Origin of the sequence: Grimontia kaedaensis (genome assembly GCF_023746615.1) — a bacterium.
GTDB lineage: Bacteria > Pseudomonadota > Gammaproteobacteria > Enterobacterales > Vibrionaceae > Enterovibrio > Enterovibrio kaedaensis.
Map to the genome: position 1 here is coordinate 1330251 of NZ_CP082276.1, position 17289 is coordinate 1347539.

At 46.9% G+C, this 17289-nt stretch carries 15 protein-coding genes and 1 pseudogene; 8 read left to right on the forward strand and 8 right to left on the reverse strand.

Translation table 11 applies throughout. The features are described 5' to 3' along the window. Nucleotides 1–31: 31 nt before the first annotated feature. Complete coding sequence (locus tag K6Q96_RS22935; RefSeq protein WP_251880454.1) at nucleotides 32–1309, reverse strand: LssY C-terminal domain-containing protein; 1278 nt, start codon at nucleotides 1307–1309, stop codon at nucleotides 32–34. Nucleotides 1310–1350: 41 nt separating this feature from the next. Further along, on the reverse strand, nucleotides 1351–2082 hold the full coding sequence (locus K6Q96_RS22940) for a glycosyltransferase family 2 protein (protein WP_251880456.1): 732 nt from the start codon (nucleotides 2080–2082) through the stop codon (nucleotides 1351–1353). 214 nt (nucleotides 2083–2296) lie between these two features. Between K6Q96_RS22940 and K6Q96_RS22945 the strand changes: the two genes are divergently transcribed. From K6Q96_RS22945 to gltS, 3 genes and pseudogenes are all read left to right on the forward strand, one after another. Then, nucleotides 2297–3079 (forward strand): class I SAM-dependent methyltransferase, encoded by a 783-nt coding sequence (locus tag K6Q96_RS22945; RefSeq protein WP_251880458.1) that lies wholly within the window; start codon nucleotides 2297–2299, stop codon nucleotides 3077–3079. Between the two features lie 78 nt (nucleotides 3080–3157). Beyond that, nucleotides 3158–3490: a DUF4144 domain-containing protein gene (locus K6Q96_RS22950; RefSeq protein ID WP_251880460.1), complete on the forward strand. Its 333-nt coding sequence runs from the start codon at nucleotides 3158–3160 to the stop codon at nucleotides 3488–3490. A gap of 164 nt (nucleotides 3491–3654) precedes the next feature. Then, a pseudogene (gene gltS / locus K6Q96_RS22955) lies at nucleotides 3655–4884 on the forward strand (sodium/glutamate symporter). A 77-nt stretch (nucleotides 4885–4961) separates the two neighbouring features. Here the strand turns inward: gltS and K6Q96_RS22960 are convergent. Continuing rightward, entirely contained in the window at nucleotides 4962–5510 is a 549-nt protein-coding gene (locus K6Q96_RS22960; RefSeq protein WP_251882380.1) for a YbhB/YbcL family Raf kinase inhibitor-like protein, read from the reverse strand. A 127-nt stretch (nucleotides 5511–5637) separates the two neighbouring features. Between K6Q96_RS22960 and yqfB the strand changes: the two genes are divergently transcribed. Further along, the gene (gene yqfB / locus K6Q96_RS22965; protein ID WP_251880462.1) at nucleotides 5638–5958 is read left to right on the forward strand and encodes a N(4)-acetylcytidine aminohydrolase; all 321 of its coding nucleotides are present in this window, start codon (nucleotides 5638–5640) and stop codon (nucleotides 5956–5958) included. Between the two features lie 56 nt (nucleotides 5959–6014). Here the strand turns inward: yqfB and K6Q96_RS22970 are convergent, their stop codons facing one another. Both K6Q96_RS22970 and K6Q96_RS22975 read right to left on the reverse strand, forming a co-directional pair. After that, complete coding sequence (locus K6Q96_RS22970; RefSeq protein WP_251880464.1) at nucleotides 6015–7253, reverse strand: cysteine desulfurase-like protein; 1239 nt, start codon at nucleotides 7251–7253, stop codon at nucleotides 6015–6017. After that, complete coding sequence (locus K6Q96_RS22975; protein ID WP_251880466.1) at nucleotides 7231–7866, reverse strand: 2OG-Fe dioxygenase family protein; 636 nt, start codon at nucleotides 7864–7866, stop codon at nucleotides 7231–7233. Before K6Q96_RS22975 ends, K6Q96_RS22970 begins: the two co-directional genes overlap by 23 nt. A 325-nt stretch (nucleotides 7867–8191) precedes the next feature. Between K6Q96_RS22975 and K6Q96_RS22980 the strand changes: the two genes are divergently transcribed. Then, nucleotides 8192–9346 carry a GNAT family N-acetyltransferase gene (locus K6Q96_RS22980; RefSeq protein WP_251880468.1) on the forward strand — a complete coding sequence of 385 codons (1155 nt, stop codon included), beginning with the start codon at nucleotides 8192–8194 and terminating at the stop codon, nucleotides 9344–9346. Between the two features lie 44 nt (nucleotides 9347–9390). After that, a complete protein-coding gene (locus K6Q96_RS22985; RefSeq protein WP_251880470.1) occupies nucleotides 9391–9966 on the forward strand; it encodes a DUF6151 family protein in 576 nt (191 codons plus the stop codon). An 11-nt stretch (nucleotides 9967–9977) separates the two neighbouring features. Here K6Q96_RS22985 and K6Q96_RS22990 read toward each other — a convergent pair whose 3' ends face one another. The 3 genes from K6Q96_RS22990 to K6Q96_RS23000 form a co-directional block, all read right to left on the reverse strand. After that, entirely contained in the window at nucleotides 9978–11504 is a 1527-nt protein-coding gene (locus K6Q96_RS22990) for a GGDEF domain-containing protein (protein WP_251880472.1), read from the reverse strand. Between the two features lie 183 nt (nucleotides 11505–11687). Beyond that, nucleotides 11688–12056: an NADH:ubiquinone oxidoreductase gene (locus K6Q96_RS22995; protein ID WP_251880474.1), complete on the reverse strand. Its 369-nt coding sequence runs from the start codon at nucleotides 12054–12056 to the stop codon at nucleotides 11688–11690. 421 nt (nucleotides 12057–12477) lie between these two features. Further along, nucleotides 12478–12825 (reverse strand): hypothetical protein, encoded by a 348-nt coding sequence (locus K6Q96_RS23000; protein ID WP_251880476.1) that lies wholly within the window; start codon nucleotides 12823–12825, stop codon nucleotides 12478–12480. A 1061-nt stretch (nucleotides 12826–13886) separates the two neighbouring features. Here K6Q96_RS23000 and K6Q96_RS23005 point away from each other — a divergent pair. Further along, complete coding sequence (locus K6Q96_RS23005) at nucleotides 13887–15734, forward strand: sensor domain-containing diguanylate cyclase (RefSeq protein WP_251880478.1); 1848 nt, start codon at nucleotides 13887–13889, stop codon at nucleotides 15732–15734. Between the two features lie 327 nt (nucleotides 15735–16061). Then, nucleotides 16062–17279 (forward strand): glycosyltransferase, encoded by a 1218-nt coding sequence (locus K6Q96_RS23010; RefSeq protein WP_251880480.1) that lies wholly within the window; start codon nucleotides 16062–16064, stop codon nucleotides 17277–17279. Nucleotides 17280–17289: the final 10 nt, after the last annotated feature.

Here is a 17289-nt window from a genome sequence, read left to right on the forward strand (position 1 = left end):
CGGCTCTTTTTCTTCCAAGAGCTAACTTCATCTAAGGGCTAACATTCGCCAGCGGCATCTCGTTGTCGCTAACCACCAGCACCCTACCATCGCTATAATAATCGTGCTGGTCATCCACCGCCAGCGGGGTCAATGCCTGATAGTACTCTGTTGAAAGTTCAGGAAGCTGAGTATTGATCATGTTCGCCAATTCATCGCGCTCTGCGTCGATGTTCGGGTCAATGCTGTGTAGTACTGTGATGATCCCTGAATACATGGTCAGCTTTAACCCATCGTCATAGCTAATGGCACCTACCCACAGCGGCTGATTCAAATCTTTATCAATCCCTGCCTGCCACCAGCGAATATGTGAGCGTTTCAGTAAGTCGCCCGGCAATTGGAACGCCATATCCTGAGGACGTTCGTTCCAGAATAAATCGGATACAGGTGGTGTCTGACCTTTCAGCAGATCAACATAGTCAGCCCAATCAATATCGTTACGAGAGAAGGTTTGATTCTCCAGCCAACCTAATTCATTCATCATGGTTCTTGGCGACTCGCCAACATAAAGCACATTCACCCCTTGTGCATCAAAGAATGGCGATTTGCCAGGGTAAACTTTGTAGCTCAGTGAAACTGGCGTTACCGTCTCTGTCGGTACTGCGTCGACAAAGTTGTCGGCGTACCAGAAGTAGTGGCTGTAATTTACGCCAAGCATGGCGACCAGAAAGAAGGCACTGACTTTTGGCACTAGCTTCTTCCATTGGAAGGCATAGCCTACCCAAGCAAGAATCGCGGTCGCCGCGATGGCCATTAAGCTATATTGATGCTCGCTGACCATCGAGACAATGGTGTCCAACAGAGGAAATTGCTCAACACCTGCGGCCAACACATAACCCCAGAGGATGAACTGCCCTGCGCCCAGAATCAGACCGATTGTCGAGTAGAACGTGAAACGTCCCCATGAGACTTTCTGCGAACCTGCCATAAAGGGAACTACCCAGGCAACCGGCCCCAATAGTCGGGCGAAGGTCATCGCATAAGCCCCTTTTGTTGCCATCAAACGTCTACAACGTGCAAATGCTCTACGGGTTTTGGGCTGCCACTTCATCAGTTTTTGCTGCACAGGTTTACCGAATTTTCGTCCTGCCAGATAGCTGAGTTGGTCGCCGAGAAAACCGCCCAGCAAGACCATGATCACACCTGTGATAATGCCGTCATACAGGTGGTAACCCGCGGCCAGCAGGAAAGGCTCTGCTGGCACAAATAAGTTGGGGCCTATCAGCGCATCGAAAAAAGCGCCCAGAAATAGTCCGATAGACTCAAACATGATGACCTCTTATTCCTTTGCTCTCATTCATTCCGTTGGGCTTACTTTTGGTCCTGATAGTGACCAAAGCGGTATTCCATTTCGTTATTACGCATTTCACCAAAGAAGAAGCGTCGGAAGTTGGCCTTCAGGTATACAAAGCCTGTTGCAACCATGCCATCTTGATCCAATCGGCGCGGGTCGAACTGGAAAGCCTGATTAATGAAGCGGAAGCGCATCAGCTTGCTGGCACGGCGAACATAATCGCAGTCTTCGCATAGGGTGATTTTTTCATCAAAGCCTGCGAGCTGTTTGTGTGCCGTGCGGGTTGAGAAAATACATGCACCCACGGCTGTCGGGAAGAAGAACTGCGTGGCAAACATACCCCCATTAAATGCTGCGTAGCACACCTTTTGAACCGCTGGCAGGGCCTTGGCACCCATGTAAACACCAGCTACCTGAAGATTCTTTTCATTCAGTTCTTTTAGTGATTCTTCGAGGAACTCTGGTTCCAAACGCACATCGGCATCGAGAAACAACACACGTTCATAGTTGGCAATAGAGGCACCCGTGTTACGGCCAAGACTGACACCACGGGTTTCCATGCGATGCACAGTCAACGCTGGCAGGTGTTTTGCAAATGAACGGGCAACATCGCGGGTCGCATCATCGCTGTTTGAATCCACCAGCACTACTTCGAAGTCTTGATGAGTCTGGTTGATCAAGTCATCCAGCAGTCGGCCGATACGCTTTTCTTCATTGAGGGTAATAATGACAACGCTAATAGGTTCCATCTCTTTCTCCTTCACTTGATTGATGGAGAGAGAATAAAGAACCCACACTTAACGCCCGGTGAGTGCGATGTTCAGATTCAGTTCATGTTGGTACCTGGAAAAGAAAAAGAGAGAAGCATATCCAGTTTATGGGTGAATATCTGGCGCTGCCTGGCAATGGGATATAGGGTCAGTCCAGGTTTGTTTTCGAAAACCATATTAACGGTGAGCAGCGATGGAACTGGATTATTTGAGCCTCAACAAAGAAGCGTGGAATAAGCGAACGGCAGTTCACATTGAATCGAAGTTCTATGATGTTGATGCGTTCAAGCAGGGGAAGTCTTCACTCAATGCCATCGAGCTAGAACAAGTCGGAAACGTTGAAGGTAAATCCCTCCTCCATCTCCAATGTCACTTTGGACAGGATACCCTTTCCTGGGCACGTTTAGGCGCAAAAGTCACCGGCGTAGATCTGTCTCCCGCTGCGATTGAACAAGCCCAATGTCTCAGTCGCGACTTGGGCCTCGAAGCAAGGTTTATTGAAAGCGATATCTACGAGTTTGGAGAGAGCAACACAGAGCAATACGATGTCGTTTTCACCTCTTACGGTGTGCTTTGTTGGCTACCGGACTTATCGCGTTGGGCAAAGACAGTCTCAAATGCGTTGAAAGTGGGTGGGGAGTTCCACATCGTCGAGTTCCATACTTTTAATGACTTACTTTATGGGTACTCCTATTTTCCAACCACAAAACCGGATATTGAAGAGGAAGGCACTTACACGGAAAACTGCGATGGCACCACTTCGACCATGGCTACCTGGCCACATCCACTCAGCGAAGTCATCAATGCGCTGATTCAGGCAGGCCTTCGAATTGATGTTTTTGCTGAGTATCCATATAGCCCCTATAACTGCTTCGAAGGTTTGGAGTATGTAGAGCAAAAAGGCTATCAATTGCTTCACAAAGGTCAGCAAGTGCCATTGCTATATACCATCAAAGCCACGAAAGACGCTCGCTGACTTCCAAGAAACGGTTGTCAGTGAACCAATGGTAGGTATTTAATTCGCTGGTCATTATACATATAAAGAGAAATAAAAATGTCCTCTACCCCAGTTTGGCCAGCCATTTTAAAGCTCGATGGAGACGACGAACTGCTTTTTATTGCCAGTCAAAGCCAGTTTGAAGATGAAGCAACAGATATGATTTTCAGTGATGAAGATATGCTGATTGATTCTGAAGGTACCTGCTTTTTACTGTCGATGAAAAGCCAAAAAATTTTACTGGTTCCACACACTAAGCAATTCGATGCCATCGAAGTTTCTGCGCTGGTTCAAGCCCATGAATTTTGCAAAGCAGAAGTCTGTCTGACCAAAATTCATTTCCCCACAGTCAGGGAGGCCATCGCAGCATTAGCGCCATTCAAGCGATAAATACTCTCGATGAAAAACAGACATGCCCTATGTGATTTCTGCCGCAATTGATCTGCGTATCTTCAGTCATTTACGCTTACAACCCCATCACGACTGTTCCTTGTCATAACCCTATGTTTAGCTAGCCTCGCACGACGCTAAAAACAACTGATGGGTGAAATAACGTGGAATTCCTGCTTGAACAAAACCTGATTCAGGTAAGCTCTTTTTTCGCCGTAACACTCGGCATTTTGGTTCTGTTTATCGGACGGAGACTGAACCAAGCTGTTCCTGTATTAAAAGAGTTCAGCATTTCTGAACCTGTTACTGGCGGCATTCTGTTCTCAGTGTTGTTTTCACTTTTTTATGCCTTCACAAGTATCGAAATCTCCTTCAATCTCGTCGCAAGGGACATATTGCTGGTCTATTTCTTTACCACTATCGGCATCAACTCTAGCCTTGGAGATTTGATGAAAGGCGGACGACCTCTGGTGGTTCTCCTGCTCATCACGATAGGCTATATGGTGGTGCAGAATCTGACAGGGATCACTGTTGCAGGGTTGTTTGGTCTTGAATCCCCTGTTGGTTTGTTAGGCGGCAGCGTTTCCCTGATTGGCGGACATGGCACAGCGATCGCTTGGTCACCAAGAATTACTGAGGAATACGGTATTTCCAATGCGATGGAAATCGGTATCGCCAGCGCCACCTTTGGGCTTATCCTCGCCAGCTCAATGGGTGGCCCCATCGCCAAATTCCTCATTCAAAAGCACCAGCTAAAACCGCAAACAGTTGAACCTTTAGATATCGGCTCAGAAGCAAACCAAGCGCCAAAGCAAATCAACAGCTTCGATTTCCTGGATGCCGTTCTGGCGATTCATATCTGTATCATTCTGGGCTTTGCTATCAATTAAGGGATATCGGAGCTTGGTCTGCAACTGCCGCTGTTTGTCAGTTGTTTGTTTGCAGGCATCATCATGACCAATCTCGTTCCCAAGTCTTTCCCGAGACTCACAGGCACGCAATGGCCATCGCGCAAGCCTGCCGTTGCTTTACTGGCAGACATTTCACTCGGTACGTTTCTCGCGATGTCTCTGATGAGCATGCAACTTTGGACGCTCATCGATTTAGCAGGCCCGATATTTACCATTCTTGCCGCCCAATTCCTCGTTGCGGTATTGATCAATATTTATGTGGTGTTCCCAGCCATGGGTAAGAATTTTGATGCCGCAGTAATTTGTAGTGGCTTTGGTGGTATCTCGTTGGGTTCCACACCAACCGCAATGGCGAACATGTCAGCCGTATCTCAGCGCTACGGTAACTCGCATTTGGCATTCATTATTGTGCCTTTGGTATGCGCTTTCTTTATCGATTTGGTTAACCCACTGATGATTCCTTTCTTCTTGGCGAACTTCTGATCGACTTACATTGGCACTTGGTTCCTGCATCAAGTGCCAATCCTCATCGTCTCGTGTTTTCTCTCGTTACCCTCTTTTCAGTCTCTGGCATTCGTTGGTGCAATTAATTGTGCTTCTCCAATTCGGTGTTGAAGGATGTTATATCCAGCCAATGCTGGAGAGCCTTCGGCGGGTACATCCAGTTTCTCCACATCTAACGCAAAGACAGTAATCTCGTAGTTATGCTTGGAAGCTTTGGGTGGAGGACATGCCCCACCAAAACCGACAACGCCAAAATCGTTGCGCTGCATTTGCGCGCCTTTTGGCATGTGATTTCCGCCCTCTTCTCCGGCATTAAGTTTTAGATATTGCACATCGGCAGGGATGTTTATCATCACCCAGTGCCACCAGCCGCTACCAGTTGGTGCATCCGGGTCGTACATAGTCACCGCATAGCTTTTGGTGCCTTCCGGCGGGTCGACCCATTTCAACTCTGGAGAATGATTGTTTCCCTTGCAGCCCCAGCCATTAAAGATCTGACCTTTCTTGAGTGACTCTCCTTCTGTGACCTGCGGGCTTGTCAGCGTCATGGCAGATGCACTTATCGCTGCAAACAGAGAAAAAGCCGCCATCAATTTAGGATTCATCATGGTGTCCTTCTTTGTGGATGAGTCCCAAGTATTGTCGGGTATAGCGTGACTCAATGTTTTCTTTGTGAGATGCAAAAACGCGAATATACTCGCGCTCTGTTATCAGCTAAATGCAGGTATGACTGTGAATCAGGCACCAACTAAAATCACTTTCTTTGAATGGCTGACGCCGCTTGTCGCATCAGGAAAGAAAACCATCACTATTCGCGATGAATCAGAAAGTCACTATGTGCCGGGAACGCGCGTCGATGTTCACACGCTGGAGAAGGACGAATACGTCTGCCAGATTGATATCGTGTCAGTAGAAAAAATTGGTTTTGATGACATCAACGAAGAGCACGCTGCTCAGGAATTCATTCCGCTGGAAGAATTAAAGCCGTTGATACGCAAAATCTACCCAAACGATGAAGATTTCTACGTGATCACCTATACGCTGGTCGCCTAACTTCTGACAGACGAAAATACGTAAAGGCCACCCTAGTGGTGGCCTTTCTGTTCCTACTACAGGATGCTTTTCAACGCCTCAAAGAAACGATCAATTTCCTCGAAGGTGTTGTAGTGCATCAGCCCCACGCGGAGGATGCCGCCTTTCTCTGTCACTCCAAACGCATCGGTCAATTTGTCTGCGTACAGGTGGCCACTCCAGACATAGATTTGCTGCTTACCCAGAACTTCTGCAATCTCCATGGGATCACGGTCGCCGAAGCGAAGTGCAAACGTCGCTGTTCGTCCTTCCACTCCATCAAGGCCAAAGAGTTCTGCACTGTCGACGTTCTGAAGTTTCTCATGGAAATAAGCCGAAAGTGCGGACTCGTATTGATGGAGGTTATTGTAGCCATCTGCCAACTGACTACGAAGCGTATCGCCATCACCCAATGAGGCTAAATACTCTACCGAAGCGACGAAGGCGCTTAACGCTTCGAAATTCAACGTACCGGTTTCAAAGCAATTAGGGGCAAAGCTTGGAGCTGGCTCCACTTTGTAAGGCGTCACAGCCGAAAGCATGTCGAACTTTCCGTAAAGAAAGCCAAGGTGAGGCCCATAAAACTTGTAGGCAGACCCCGCGAGGAAATCAACATCCAACGCTTTCACATCCACCAGTTGGTGAGGAAGCAAATGCACGGCATCAACAAATACTTTTGCACCCACAGCATGACTTTTTGCAATCACAGCTTCTAGGTCAGTGATGGTGCCCGTAATATTGCTCGCTGCCGTAACAGCCACCAGTTTGGTTTTCTCGCTGAGTAGGGTCTCAAGCGTATTTAAATCCAGTGTTCCGGAGTGATCTTTGATCGGCAGATGGTGAACCGTCACACCACGATCTTGGGCGGCCATGATCCAGCTTGATCGGTTAGCACCATGATCCGCGACAGACACGATCACTTCATCGCCTTCCTCCCATTGCTGGCTCAATGCGCGGCTAAAGCTGAACGTCACTGACGTCATGTTCGCCCCGAAAAAGACTTCATTGGGTTCAGAGCCTAATAGTGCTGCGGCACTTTCACGGGCTTTGGTCACTAAGTCGACTGTTTCCTGGCTGACCTGGAATTTCCCGCCAAGGTTTGAGTTGCCGCCTTTCAGGTACGCGCTGAACGCATCAATAACGGAATCTGGCATTTGTGTGCCACCGGGACCATCAAGGTAAACCGGAGTAACGCCTTTGACTTCTCGCTGCAACGCAGGGAATTGGGCTCTTAATGCATCGATATTGTTACGGTTAAGCGGTGAATACGAAGACATCGCGCACTCCCTCCTCGCCTCGGTTACTCGACAGTGTTTCTGAGATATGGTGATAGTAACGCTGGTCATCCAGAATGATGAATTGGTTTGGCTCCAGCACAGTATTCAGATGTGGGTGTTGATCCACAGGTGATGAGAAAATCTGAGTGAAACCACCAGCAATGTTCTTACGCTGCACACAGAAAATGCCTACAAAGCGGAAGCCATCCTGATGAATACCCTCCGGCGCTGGCGCGCTGGTATCGCTTGCCGAACAGGTCACGCGGATCTGATGCACGTCGATGTTAGCGCCAGAGTGTTCAAGCCCAGTGGCACTGGCAAAGGACTTCAGCAAGTGCTGGAACTCGGCCAGGTCTATCATTTCGTCAGACATAGGTTCAAAGTGGCGTTCAATATCACCCACTACCCGGTTTACCTCAGATGACTGCATGAACGGCGCATGGGGTAAACGGACAATATCGCCTTTGTCTGAGAGCGAAAAACGGGCATAGCTTCGGAAACGGACATCGCTATCGACATAGGGATCTTTGGGTAGCTCACTGAAGTAAGGGAGCAAGGTCGAAGCAACATTCTCCGGGGTTTGGAAGGCTTCAATCAGAAACTTGTTTTGCATATCTCATTCCTTGTGGATTGGTCTGACAAAACCCAATCTGTTACTAGATTGTTAAAAGAATCTTATGCCACCCAAATACATTTCATCAATAGCAAAAACCAAATAAAGTTTGATATGCCAGTATTAAATCTCGCCACTTTCCGCATTTAGAATATCTGATTGCATTTAACGAACAGCGTGGAATTAATCTCCGTGATCTAGATCGTCCATAGTGAATAAAGACTATGTCTGTGTGTAAGGCGTAATCACCTAATGTGTGTGGGTTGATCTTTCATTGGTGTCAGTCACTATTAATCACCAGACAACAAGGGAAGTAAGAGAATCCATGACATTGGAATGCCGGGTTGTAGCCCACATTGAAGAGTTCGGTGAAAAAGCCTGGGATACGCTGCTCGCTGACGATTATCCTTTTCTTCGCTATGCCTTTCTAAAAACGTTCGAAACCAGCCAAACAATTAGTGGAAAAAGCGGCTGGTACGCCCAATATATTGGTGTTTTCCGCGACGATGAACTGATAGGTGCGGCACCTTGCTACCTCAAAACTCACCCTTATGGAGAGTATGTCTTTGACTGGTCGTGGGCAGAAGCTTATGAAGATGCGGGCTTGGAATACTACCCTAAGGTTATTTGTGCTGTGCCGTTTACTCCAGCATCAGGCCCGCGCCTTTTAGTGTCAAAGAGCGAAGATGACTTAGAAATTCGCCGATACCTAATGGGGGCCATGCATTCACTCGCCGAAAAACTCGAATGTTCGGGTATTCACATTCTTTTCCCGCCAAAAACTTTGATTGAAGAAAGTCAGCCTATAGGTTTCTTGGAAAGACGCGCCGTTCAGTTTCATTGGTTTAACCGCGACTACAGAACATTTGATGACTTTCTGGATACCCTCACTTCCCGCAAACGCAAGAATATCCGAAAAGAGCGCAAAAGCATTGTCGCTCAAGGCGTCTCAGTCGAAGTTGTTGAAGGACATGAGGTGACAGCAGAACAGCTGAGTCGGTTCTATCAATTCTACCAACGCACTTATCTCAAACGCTCGGGCCACACTGGCTACCTGAACCAGGACTTCTTCGAACAGCTCGTGTTTGCAATACCCGACGCTTTGGTATTGGTGTTTGGTTTCGTTGACGGAGAACGTGTTGCTGGCTCATTGTATTTTCGCTCTGAAGAAACCTTGTATGGGCGTTACTGGGGCTGCTTGGCAGAGTTTGAGAACCTTCACTTTGAACTTTGCTATTACCAGGGCATCGAATACTGCATTGCCAATAGAATCTCCCGTTTTGATGCAGGGGCACAAGGCGAACACAAGCTGCTTAGAGGGTTTGAGCCAGTCATCACCCACTCGCTTCATCATTTGCGTCACCAAGGCTTCCATCAAGCAATCGAAGATTATCTGCAACGAGAGCACGGACTAATTCAGGGTTACTATGAGGATGCACTGGCTCATTTGCCTTTCAAACAAATATCAGACTCACAATGATTTAGATAATGCTTAAACAAAATAAATATTGAAAAGGGGCTCTTATGACAGATCTCACCCTGCGCTGCGAATGTGGCGAGCTAGAAGGAACGCTAAAGCGAGTGTCACCTCAATCGGGCAACCATATGGTTTGCTATTGTGATGACTGTCAAGGGTTTGCCAAACATGTGGGGAACGAAGAAAAGTGGTTGGATGAATGGGGTGGCACAGACATTTTTCAGCTTGCTCCTGCCGATGTTGTGATTGATAAAGGTGCTGAACAGCTTCGGTGTGTTCGAATGACCCCAGGCGGTATCTACCGCTTTTATACCGCTTGTTGCCAAACGCCGATTGCCAACACCATCAGTCGTAAACACCCTTTCGTCGGTATTCCTACAGCCGCTATTCATGGCGCAAAAAAGGAAGAAGCACTAGGACAAGTGAAATGTTATGTCATGGGCTCTTTTGCAAAAGGAACACCACCAACAAAACCTCACCCTAAGTTTTCCATGAAGTCACTCGTTGCGGTGGTCGGCTTTATGCTGAAAAACAAAATCAAAGGCAGGCATGTCCCAACCCCGTTTTTTAAAGATGATGGGAAATCGATATCGCCTCCCGACCAAACTATTAACCGGGATTGAAAGCCCTCTTTCTATTTGATGCATTTCGGACGCTGAAGCTCTGCGAAGTGCTCAACACGGTTTCGCCCTCTTTCCTTGGCGACATATAGCGCTTGATCTGCCTCGTCGAAAAGGTTTTGCGTCGTTACCGTCGCAGAGTTTGGCTGTAGCGTAGCAATACCGATGCTCATGGTCAGTTTACAGTGCCAAGGAAAATCAAGGTCTTCGAACCGCCGCCGAATACGGTCAGCAATCTCTGTGGCATCCTCCTGATTAATTTCAGGACAAACGACTAAAAACTCATCGCCGCCCCAGCGGCCGACGTGATCGTGCTTTCTCAACTGCAAACGAAGGTGTTCAGCGGCTACGGTCAATCCTCTATCTCCCGCGAGATGCCCTTCAGAATCGTTGAGCCCTTTGAAGTTGTCTAAATCCACAATGAAGACAGATAACCCCCTGCCATAGCGTTTTGCCCGCTTCACCTCATCATCTAGCCGAACTTCAATGTGGCGCCGATTAAACACCCCGGTTAGCGCGTCATGAGTGGTATCAAGCTGGAGCTTATTCATGGTGGTCATGTCACGGGCGGTCGCGATGATGCCCTTATGTCGACCTAAGCTAAATGAGGAGATAGACACATTGAGAGGAACATGAACCCCTGTCTTAGTTAAACCCATGATCTTGGAGTTACCGGCCCCCATCACCCGGCTTCCTTTTTCACTGACAAACTTTTCCCGAAGCTTTCTATGGCTATCTCGGAGAGCGGAATCCACCAGATCTTCGATTCTCATTTCCCGCAGCTCTTCCTCACTGTAACCAAAAATCTTTGTCGCCATTTTGTTCGTTCTGAGGATCTGCCCATTCGAATTCGAATAGATAAACGCATCTGGAGAGGAATTAAAAATCGTATCTATCTCTTTTGCACGCATCAGTACTTTTCGGCTGATCACAGAAATAGAGAAAGCGAACGCAAGGATGATCAGCAAAGGATGAGTACTACTCAGTAATATCCAAAAAGCATTGTCCTGATTACTCGCAGCTGTCTGGTAATACTGGTTTTGAAGGTTTGGGATAAGATCTTCTCGCAGCCTGACCAAAGCCTCCCGGGCTTTCGTGTCATCCACTGCCACATATCTATCAGCATCCACGGCGGAAAGATCGGCACGGTTCAGGTAGAGATCGTTGAGTTTACGAAAGTAGGCATTCAGGGTTCTTTGGACAACAAGCAAATCCATGCGGTCGCGTTCCGGGAGTTCAGACATCATCAAGCGTCGCAGCGCATCCACTGTTTGCCAATAGCTCTCTGTCGCGTCGAAGTAGTAGGTATCATCACGACGTAGTACATAGTTTTTAAGATGGTGGATGAAACCGACATAGCCAAAAGATCGCTCAAGGGCAGAAAGGTCGAGCGCAATCTGCATCGTTTCAACAGACGCTTGATTCCAAGACTCGTTCATCTCGCGAACATACTCTGCTTGGTGAACATTATGAAACACCGAAATCGCACCGACGGAGAGCGCCAGCACGACCAATATAATGTTCAACTTCCGGAATGTCATAAGGCAGTTTGCCTAACTAGAAAGTCATCTGTCTTTTAGTTTAGACAGTATTACTGGTTACAGTGCCTTGCATGATTGATTTGTGAATTGGTAGCGCTATTCAATTCCATCCTCAATTAATGGTTTTTAGACCATAAAATGAAAAAGGCAGCCGAAGCTGCCTTTTGTTTGATCTGTTATTGGTTAGGTCGTCTGCAGTTTCGCTTTCACTGCTTCCATTCTTTTGTTCCAAAACTCTCTGTACTTGAAGTAACCGTAGGTCGCTACCAAAGAGAAGAACAGGTAAGACAGTGCGAAAACGAACGGTGAGGTAATCAGCTCACGCTCCAGGCTCCACATCACCCCAAACACCGTGATACCCAGCTTAACCGCAAAACCTGAAATCAGTAACAGGAGAGCCAGTTGAGGGTATTTGGTGTGACGGAAACTCAGCCAATAACAACACCCAACAGCTACCGTTGCCAGCGAGAAGCCCACCATAAAAGAATGGAAGTGATCGCCCGCGAGGATACCACCAACAACTGAAAGAAAAATAACCGCAAAAAAGGCCATTTCTACTCCAATAAGCAAGGTTAATGAAAGATTGAGCACGTTTTGCTCAGATGCGGCCATTTTCCCATACTTACTGGTAAAGCGCGAAATCTAAAAATATTACAATCATGTAACATAAAATCGACTAATCAGTAGGTTACTTGAATCAATGTGGCTATATTTCCATCACTTAGCGATAAAATAATGCGTTAAAAAGTTGTTGCTTTGTTACTCTTGGAAACATTTCGTTACGAATTAGATATTAAAACATGCGATGCGAGTAAGCGTTAGAAGAGCTGTCAGCATTATTAACACTTTATTTTGTAAGGATATACTATTCAGCGTCTACTTCTTTCTTGCGCTTTCGTCAAAGTTTAAGAATGCTGAACACAAAAAAAGCCGGGATAAACACCCGGCTTTTTCTATACAAGGACAGCTAGCTCTAAGCGACTGAAGAAAAGTTCTCTTGCAGCAATTTCTTGTCGTGATGAGCCTGATTCAGTGCACTGACTTCTACTACTGGCCCCAACATTTTTACGCGCATCAGCGCACCATGAGATCCAGCCACTTCAGCGATACGGCCTTCAGAGTAGTCATTAACATATTGGAAGGTTTCAATGGCAAGATGCAGCAAATTGAAGTCCTGTCGACGGACAGAAAGGTAGGAACGCCACATTAGCGCATCGAAAACTTCTGCGGCATTGTATGCTCTGATAACAAACCGCCAACCTCTATCTTCGCCATAGAAGTCCAAAGGGAAAAGCTTGCGGATTCGTTTTGTCGTTTTCAATGTGATTTCTCTTATTCCATGTGAAAACCCGTTGTACCTCAAAGCACAGTGGCTTCAGGCACATACAGTTTTGAGTATAGAAGCTGATTTCATAGTCGCCACAGCGAAAAGCGAAATAAATTACTGTTTTTGTTTTTCTTTTTTGGAAAATAGGTCTAAGCAAAAACTCGCTAATACTGCCTCATCTCCGTTATTCAGAATATTGTTCTGACTATAAGCAGGATTAATGCAACACAACCTCATGACCTAAACTACGCTTTTTAGTCGGTAGCATTTCTTGTGCTTACAGGGGGCGGGCAGTTTACATGAAATTGAAGATTTTCCGATGGATAATCGTCGTTGTGATGGTAATTGGTGCTTTTATATTCGGTGTTGAGTATCAGAAATTTACCTATCTCGATGCTTGTTTAGATATGGGCCAGCAGACCAATGTTGGTAGTCACCGAGTTTGCGTGACCAAACAAAAATAGCCAATGCTGGAATCCCACCTTGGGCATCTCGCTATTCATCAATGGAAACAATCAAACACAATGAAAAATATCTTCACCTCACCTACTAGCTACATACTCTGTTTATTTGGCTGTTTTATATCCAAACAGCTTCCAATAACGCCAACCGCTTAGTCATTGTGCTATTTTTGAGTCTAATTTCCTGTAAAATACACACTAAGTGACAGGTTTATTGATGAATAAAACCGACTCCAGTACGGGGAATGAAAAGCACAGTGACCCAAAGATGATTGAGAGTAAGAGACAGTCTGGATCAAATTGTTATTTATAATTTTTCACCCAGATTTGTAGCAACTGACCCGGAAGCTGTCTCTTCTATCAAGCATGTTCGTCAGGCCAGAATACTGTATTTTTCTCCTGCACAGCGCGTACCGTCACAGTTTTTGACGAGAGACCACAATCGCATTTTGCTTTTGTTTAACAAAATCATGACATGTTCTGCCACTATCCTTGAACATACCGTCATATTCTGTGTCATATATGCTAAGACGCATCCAAATCGAGAATGCCGTCTTACATAATAAGAGCCGTCGAACCCGATAAGAGCCTTAAATGCTAAAAAGTCTTTCCAAATCACGTCAGAGCATCCAATCCAAGCTTTCCGCCATCGTCCTTGGCGTTAGCCTTGTGTTTGCTTTAGTCTCAGTGACTGTTCAGCTCGGCATTACCTACAGCCACACTGTAGATTGGACGACCAAATCTCTCGAAAAGCGCGTTAAGAGTACAATCAGCACTATCAGTTATTCCCTCAAGCAAGATGACCTGACACTGCTTGTTCGCCAAATACAGCAACTGGCTGATATGCCTTATGTCAGCAATGTGTACCTCATCGGTGATGACGGCCAACAATACTGGGCTGACAATGCCTCACGCAGCAAAACTGATGAACATTTCATGCACCACGATTTGTTTTATCAGGGCAAAGACATTGGCGATTTGGAAATCTACCTGGATTATGACGCAATCAAAGACGATGCCTTCCAGAGCGCCACACCCTCTGCACTTATCTATATTTTCGAAGCCATGTTGGTGGCTTTCCTGCTGATTGTTATCGTCCGCCGTACTTTTACCCGCCGAATCCGCGCGCTGGTTGAAAGCGTTGACCGCATCGATCTCAACCGAGTGAACAAGTTTGCAATTCCTGAAAAATTGACCAGCAGCGAAGACGAACTCGGTCAGGTGGCGCGTTCTATCCAAGAGCTTTATATGCGTATACGTGGCGACTTCGTGCATAACAAGCTGAAAGAGCGCACGCTTAAACAACATAAGTCCTTGCTGGCGGAAGAGGTATCGGTACGTGCGCAGGAATTAGAGTGGCAAAATCTAGCTAACAAACTGCTCGCTGATCTTTCCCTTCGTTTGCTCAAGGGCCACAAAACCAATGTGGAGCATGATGTACGTATCTGCATGCCAACACTGGCAAAGCTGTTTGAATCAGACCATGTGTTCTGGCTTTCCATCGATCAAGAAAGAGTTTCCTATCGCGCGTCTTACCCCGTCGACAGTCACGAACCCTCCATTGATTTCAGCGATAACTACAAAGTAAAACGTTGGCTGATGGAAGCGCATGAAGTTGCGACTGTGGATATTAACAATATTGATGAAAACGCTATTGCGGAGCGTGATTTCCTTGAGCACTTGGGCGTTCACAGCCTTTCTATGTTCCCCCTGACTGATGGCCGCAAGAGCTTTGGCCTGGTTGCAACAACCACTAATCACCGTTCAATGCGGTGGAACGAAAACAAAAGCCTGCTGTTGAAACGTTTTGCCACCATGCTGAGTGAATTGACGATCCGTGAGCGTGATCATTTGGCGATGACCGAGCTGCAGGAAGAGCTCATCATGGCGAACGAAAGGTTGCGTTTGGAAGCGGAAACCGATGAGCTGACAAGACTGCTTAACCGACGTCCATTTAGTCGACTGTTCAGTACTGCGCTATACGATGCGGAGGATGAAAATGCCTCGGTCACCATCCTGATGATCGATATTGACCACTTCAAAGCCTACAACGATATCTACGGCCACCTTCAAGGTGATAAAGTGCTGAGCTTTGTTGCACGCGCTATGGACAAAGTAGCGAAGGAATACCACGCACCATTGGCAAGATTTGGTGGTGAAGAGTTTGCGATGCTATTACCAAAAAGTGATGAAGATTCCGCTCAGCACGTGGCGTGGGAGCTTTGCCAGACAATTCGCGACTTATGCATTCCCCATCAGGGTAGCGCAAACAGTGGCATTATCACTATTAGTATCGGCGGCATCATCTGTAAGCCGACGCCTGACACCCAGCCAAACCAATTGTTGGAATCTGCTGACCAGTGTCTCTACAAGGCTAAACGTGCAGGGCGAAATCGCGCAGAGCTCAAACGCTACAATGCGTCGACTGAAGAAGTGGTCTAGCACAAAAAGTCGATACAGCCAGGACAGCCTCAGTGCCCTTTTTTTCCTATCAACATGTTCCAAGGAGTAGTTGATCTTTTGTGATGGTTTTTGCAGCAGTTTGTAGTGACTATATACAAAGCAGAGGCTTCGATGTGTACTGGCTTACATGAGAAGCCGATAACGCAAGAGAAAGCCACCACAAATGCAGCCCGAAGGATTCAGCCCTGAGCCTCCTCTTCATTTTCACCATTCTTTTTCATTGATTGTCTCTTAAATTAGAAACTCTAGATTTCCCAACTATGCAAACATTAGCCATCGATAAATTGCATGTGCATGAGGTTCCTTATGGGGTCTGTCATACCACCAAGACAAATCTGCCATATCGTCAGCTCGCTGAATGATACCGCGCAGAATGATCTGGTTTTTGCCAACATTCGCCAGTTTCCCCAACCGCATTATGAGCACACACTTGTTGTACTGAAGAAATCCAAAGTGCAACCCGTAAAGCTGCCTAGGCAGGTTAGCTGTCTGGAGCTAGCCCTGAAAGGATCACTCATTCGCCGCCTTCGTGAATGCCACAAAGCCCTTTCAGCACTGAAGCCGGATGTTTGCCAAACTTATGGCGATACCACTTTCCCACTCCAATGGCTGGCGCACCGTCTCGATATTCCGGTGAAGCTTCATATTCACACAGACAGTATTGATCGCCCGAATAGGTTTGGTCGCGCTTTACGCCAATGGAAATACCGCTTGTTTTCCCACTCCGCTGACTTTGTCGTTACTACTGAGGATACTGGATTAGTTTGGTTGGAAGAAAAAGTGGGGCTGGAGCCCGGCAAGGCACACCTTATCCGCACAGGCATCGACAACCGTCATCACTGTCCGCCACTTCGTGAAGTCGACCCAAGCATCACTAATCATTTTGTTGGTACGGTGCCAATCCCTACACAACGTTTTGTAGTGGGTGTTCCAGTCTCTGGGTTCAGTAAATCGACTGTCTTGTCTTTTTTAGATGAGTACATGGCGGCGAGAAAGCAGTCACCAGCATTCGCCCGTGAGTGCTTAATACTGTTACTGGGTAACAGCCCTCACCTTCGTGCTTACCGAAATGTACTGGACAGTTTCAGTGTTACAGAAGAAAGTGTGAGGTTGTATAGCCACCTTTCCGATAACGACCGTTTTTACAGCCATATAGATGCGCTTGTCAGCCTCAGCAATGAGACGCAAACACCAGTCGCTTTGCTGCAAGCAATGTCAATGGGGTTGCCCGTTGTTACCAACCGTTCAGAATCCGGTCAAAGTGAAGGTGATCATCCCCTTCGTTGGCAAGTGGCCAAAAATGATCCACTCATGCAGTATCAGCTCCTTACACTGTTTTCAGACAGTCGCTTACGTCTGAAGCTCGGCCAAGCCTCCCGCAACTACATCATGCAGAAGCATAACCACCATGAACACCGCATTCGTTACCGCGCATTGTACGAACTCGCAAGGCAAAATACGCCTGTACTGCACGGAGAAGAAATGCCAACCCCAAGAATTACCCCATCTCAGCTAAACCGCTGAGAGAGTCATT

What these genes read in the sequence shown, in the direction of transcription:
- K6Q96_RS22975 (WP_251880466.1), bottom strand. Translation starts at nt 7,866, where the DNA reads ATGCAAAACAAGTTTCTGATTGAAGCCTTCCAAACCCCGGAGAATGTT.
- K6Q96_RS22950 (WP_251880460.1), top strand. Translation starts at nt 3,158, where the DNA reads ATGTCCTCTACCCCAGTTTGGCCAGCCATTTTAAAGCTCGATGGAGAC.
- K6Q96_RS22990 (WP_251880472.1), bottom strand. Translation starts at nt 11,504, where the DNA reads ATGACATTCCGGAAGTTGAACATTATATTGGTCGTGCTGGCGCTCTCC.
- K6Q96_RS23010 (WP_251880480.1), top strand. Translation starts at nt 16,062, where the DNA reads ATGGGGTCTGTCATACCACCAAGACAAATCTGCCATATCGTCAGCTCG.
- K6Q96_RS22995 (WP_251880474.1), bottom strand. Translation starts at nt 12,056, where the DNA reads ATGGCCTTTTTTGCGGTTATTTTTCTTTCAGTTGTTGGTGGTATCCTC.
- K6Q96_RS22970 (WP_251880464.1), bottom strand. Translation starts at nt 7,253, where the DNA reads ATGTCTTCGTATTCACCGCTTAACCGTAACAATATCGATGCATTAAGA.
- K6Q96_RS22945 (WP_251880458.1), top strand. Translation starts at nt 2,297, where the DNA reads ATGGAACTGGATTATTTGAGCCTCAACAAAGAAGCGTGGAATAAGCGA.
- K6Q96_RS23005 (WP_251880478.1), top strand. Translation starts at nt 13,887, where the DNA reads ATGCTAAAAAGTCTTTCCAAATCACGTCAGAGCATCCAATCCAAGCTT.
- K6Q96_RS22935 (WP_251880454.1), bottom strand. Translation starts at nt 1,309, where the DNA reads ATGTTTGAGTCTATCGGACTATTTCTGGGCGCTTTTTTCGATGCGCTG.
- K6Q96_RS22980 (WP_251880468.1), top strand. Translation starts at nt 8,192, where the DNA reads ATGACATTGGAATGCCGGGTTGTAGCCCACATTGAAGAGTTCGGTGAA.
- K6Q96_RS22940 (WP_251880456.1), bottom strand. Translation starts at nt 2,082, where the DNA reads ATGGAACCTATTAGCGTTGTCATTATTACCCTCAATGAAGAAAAGCGT.
- K6Q96_RS22985 (WP_251880470.1), top strand. Translation starts at nt 9,391, where the DNA reads ATGACAGATCTCACCCTGCGCTGCGAATGTGGCGAGCTAGAAGGAACG.
- K6Q96_RS22960 (WP_251882380.1), bottom strand. Translation starts at nt 5,510, where the DNA reads ATGAATCCTAAATTGATGGCGGCTTTTTCTCTGTTTGCAGCGATAAGT.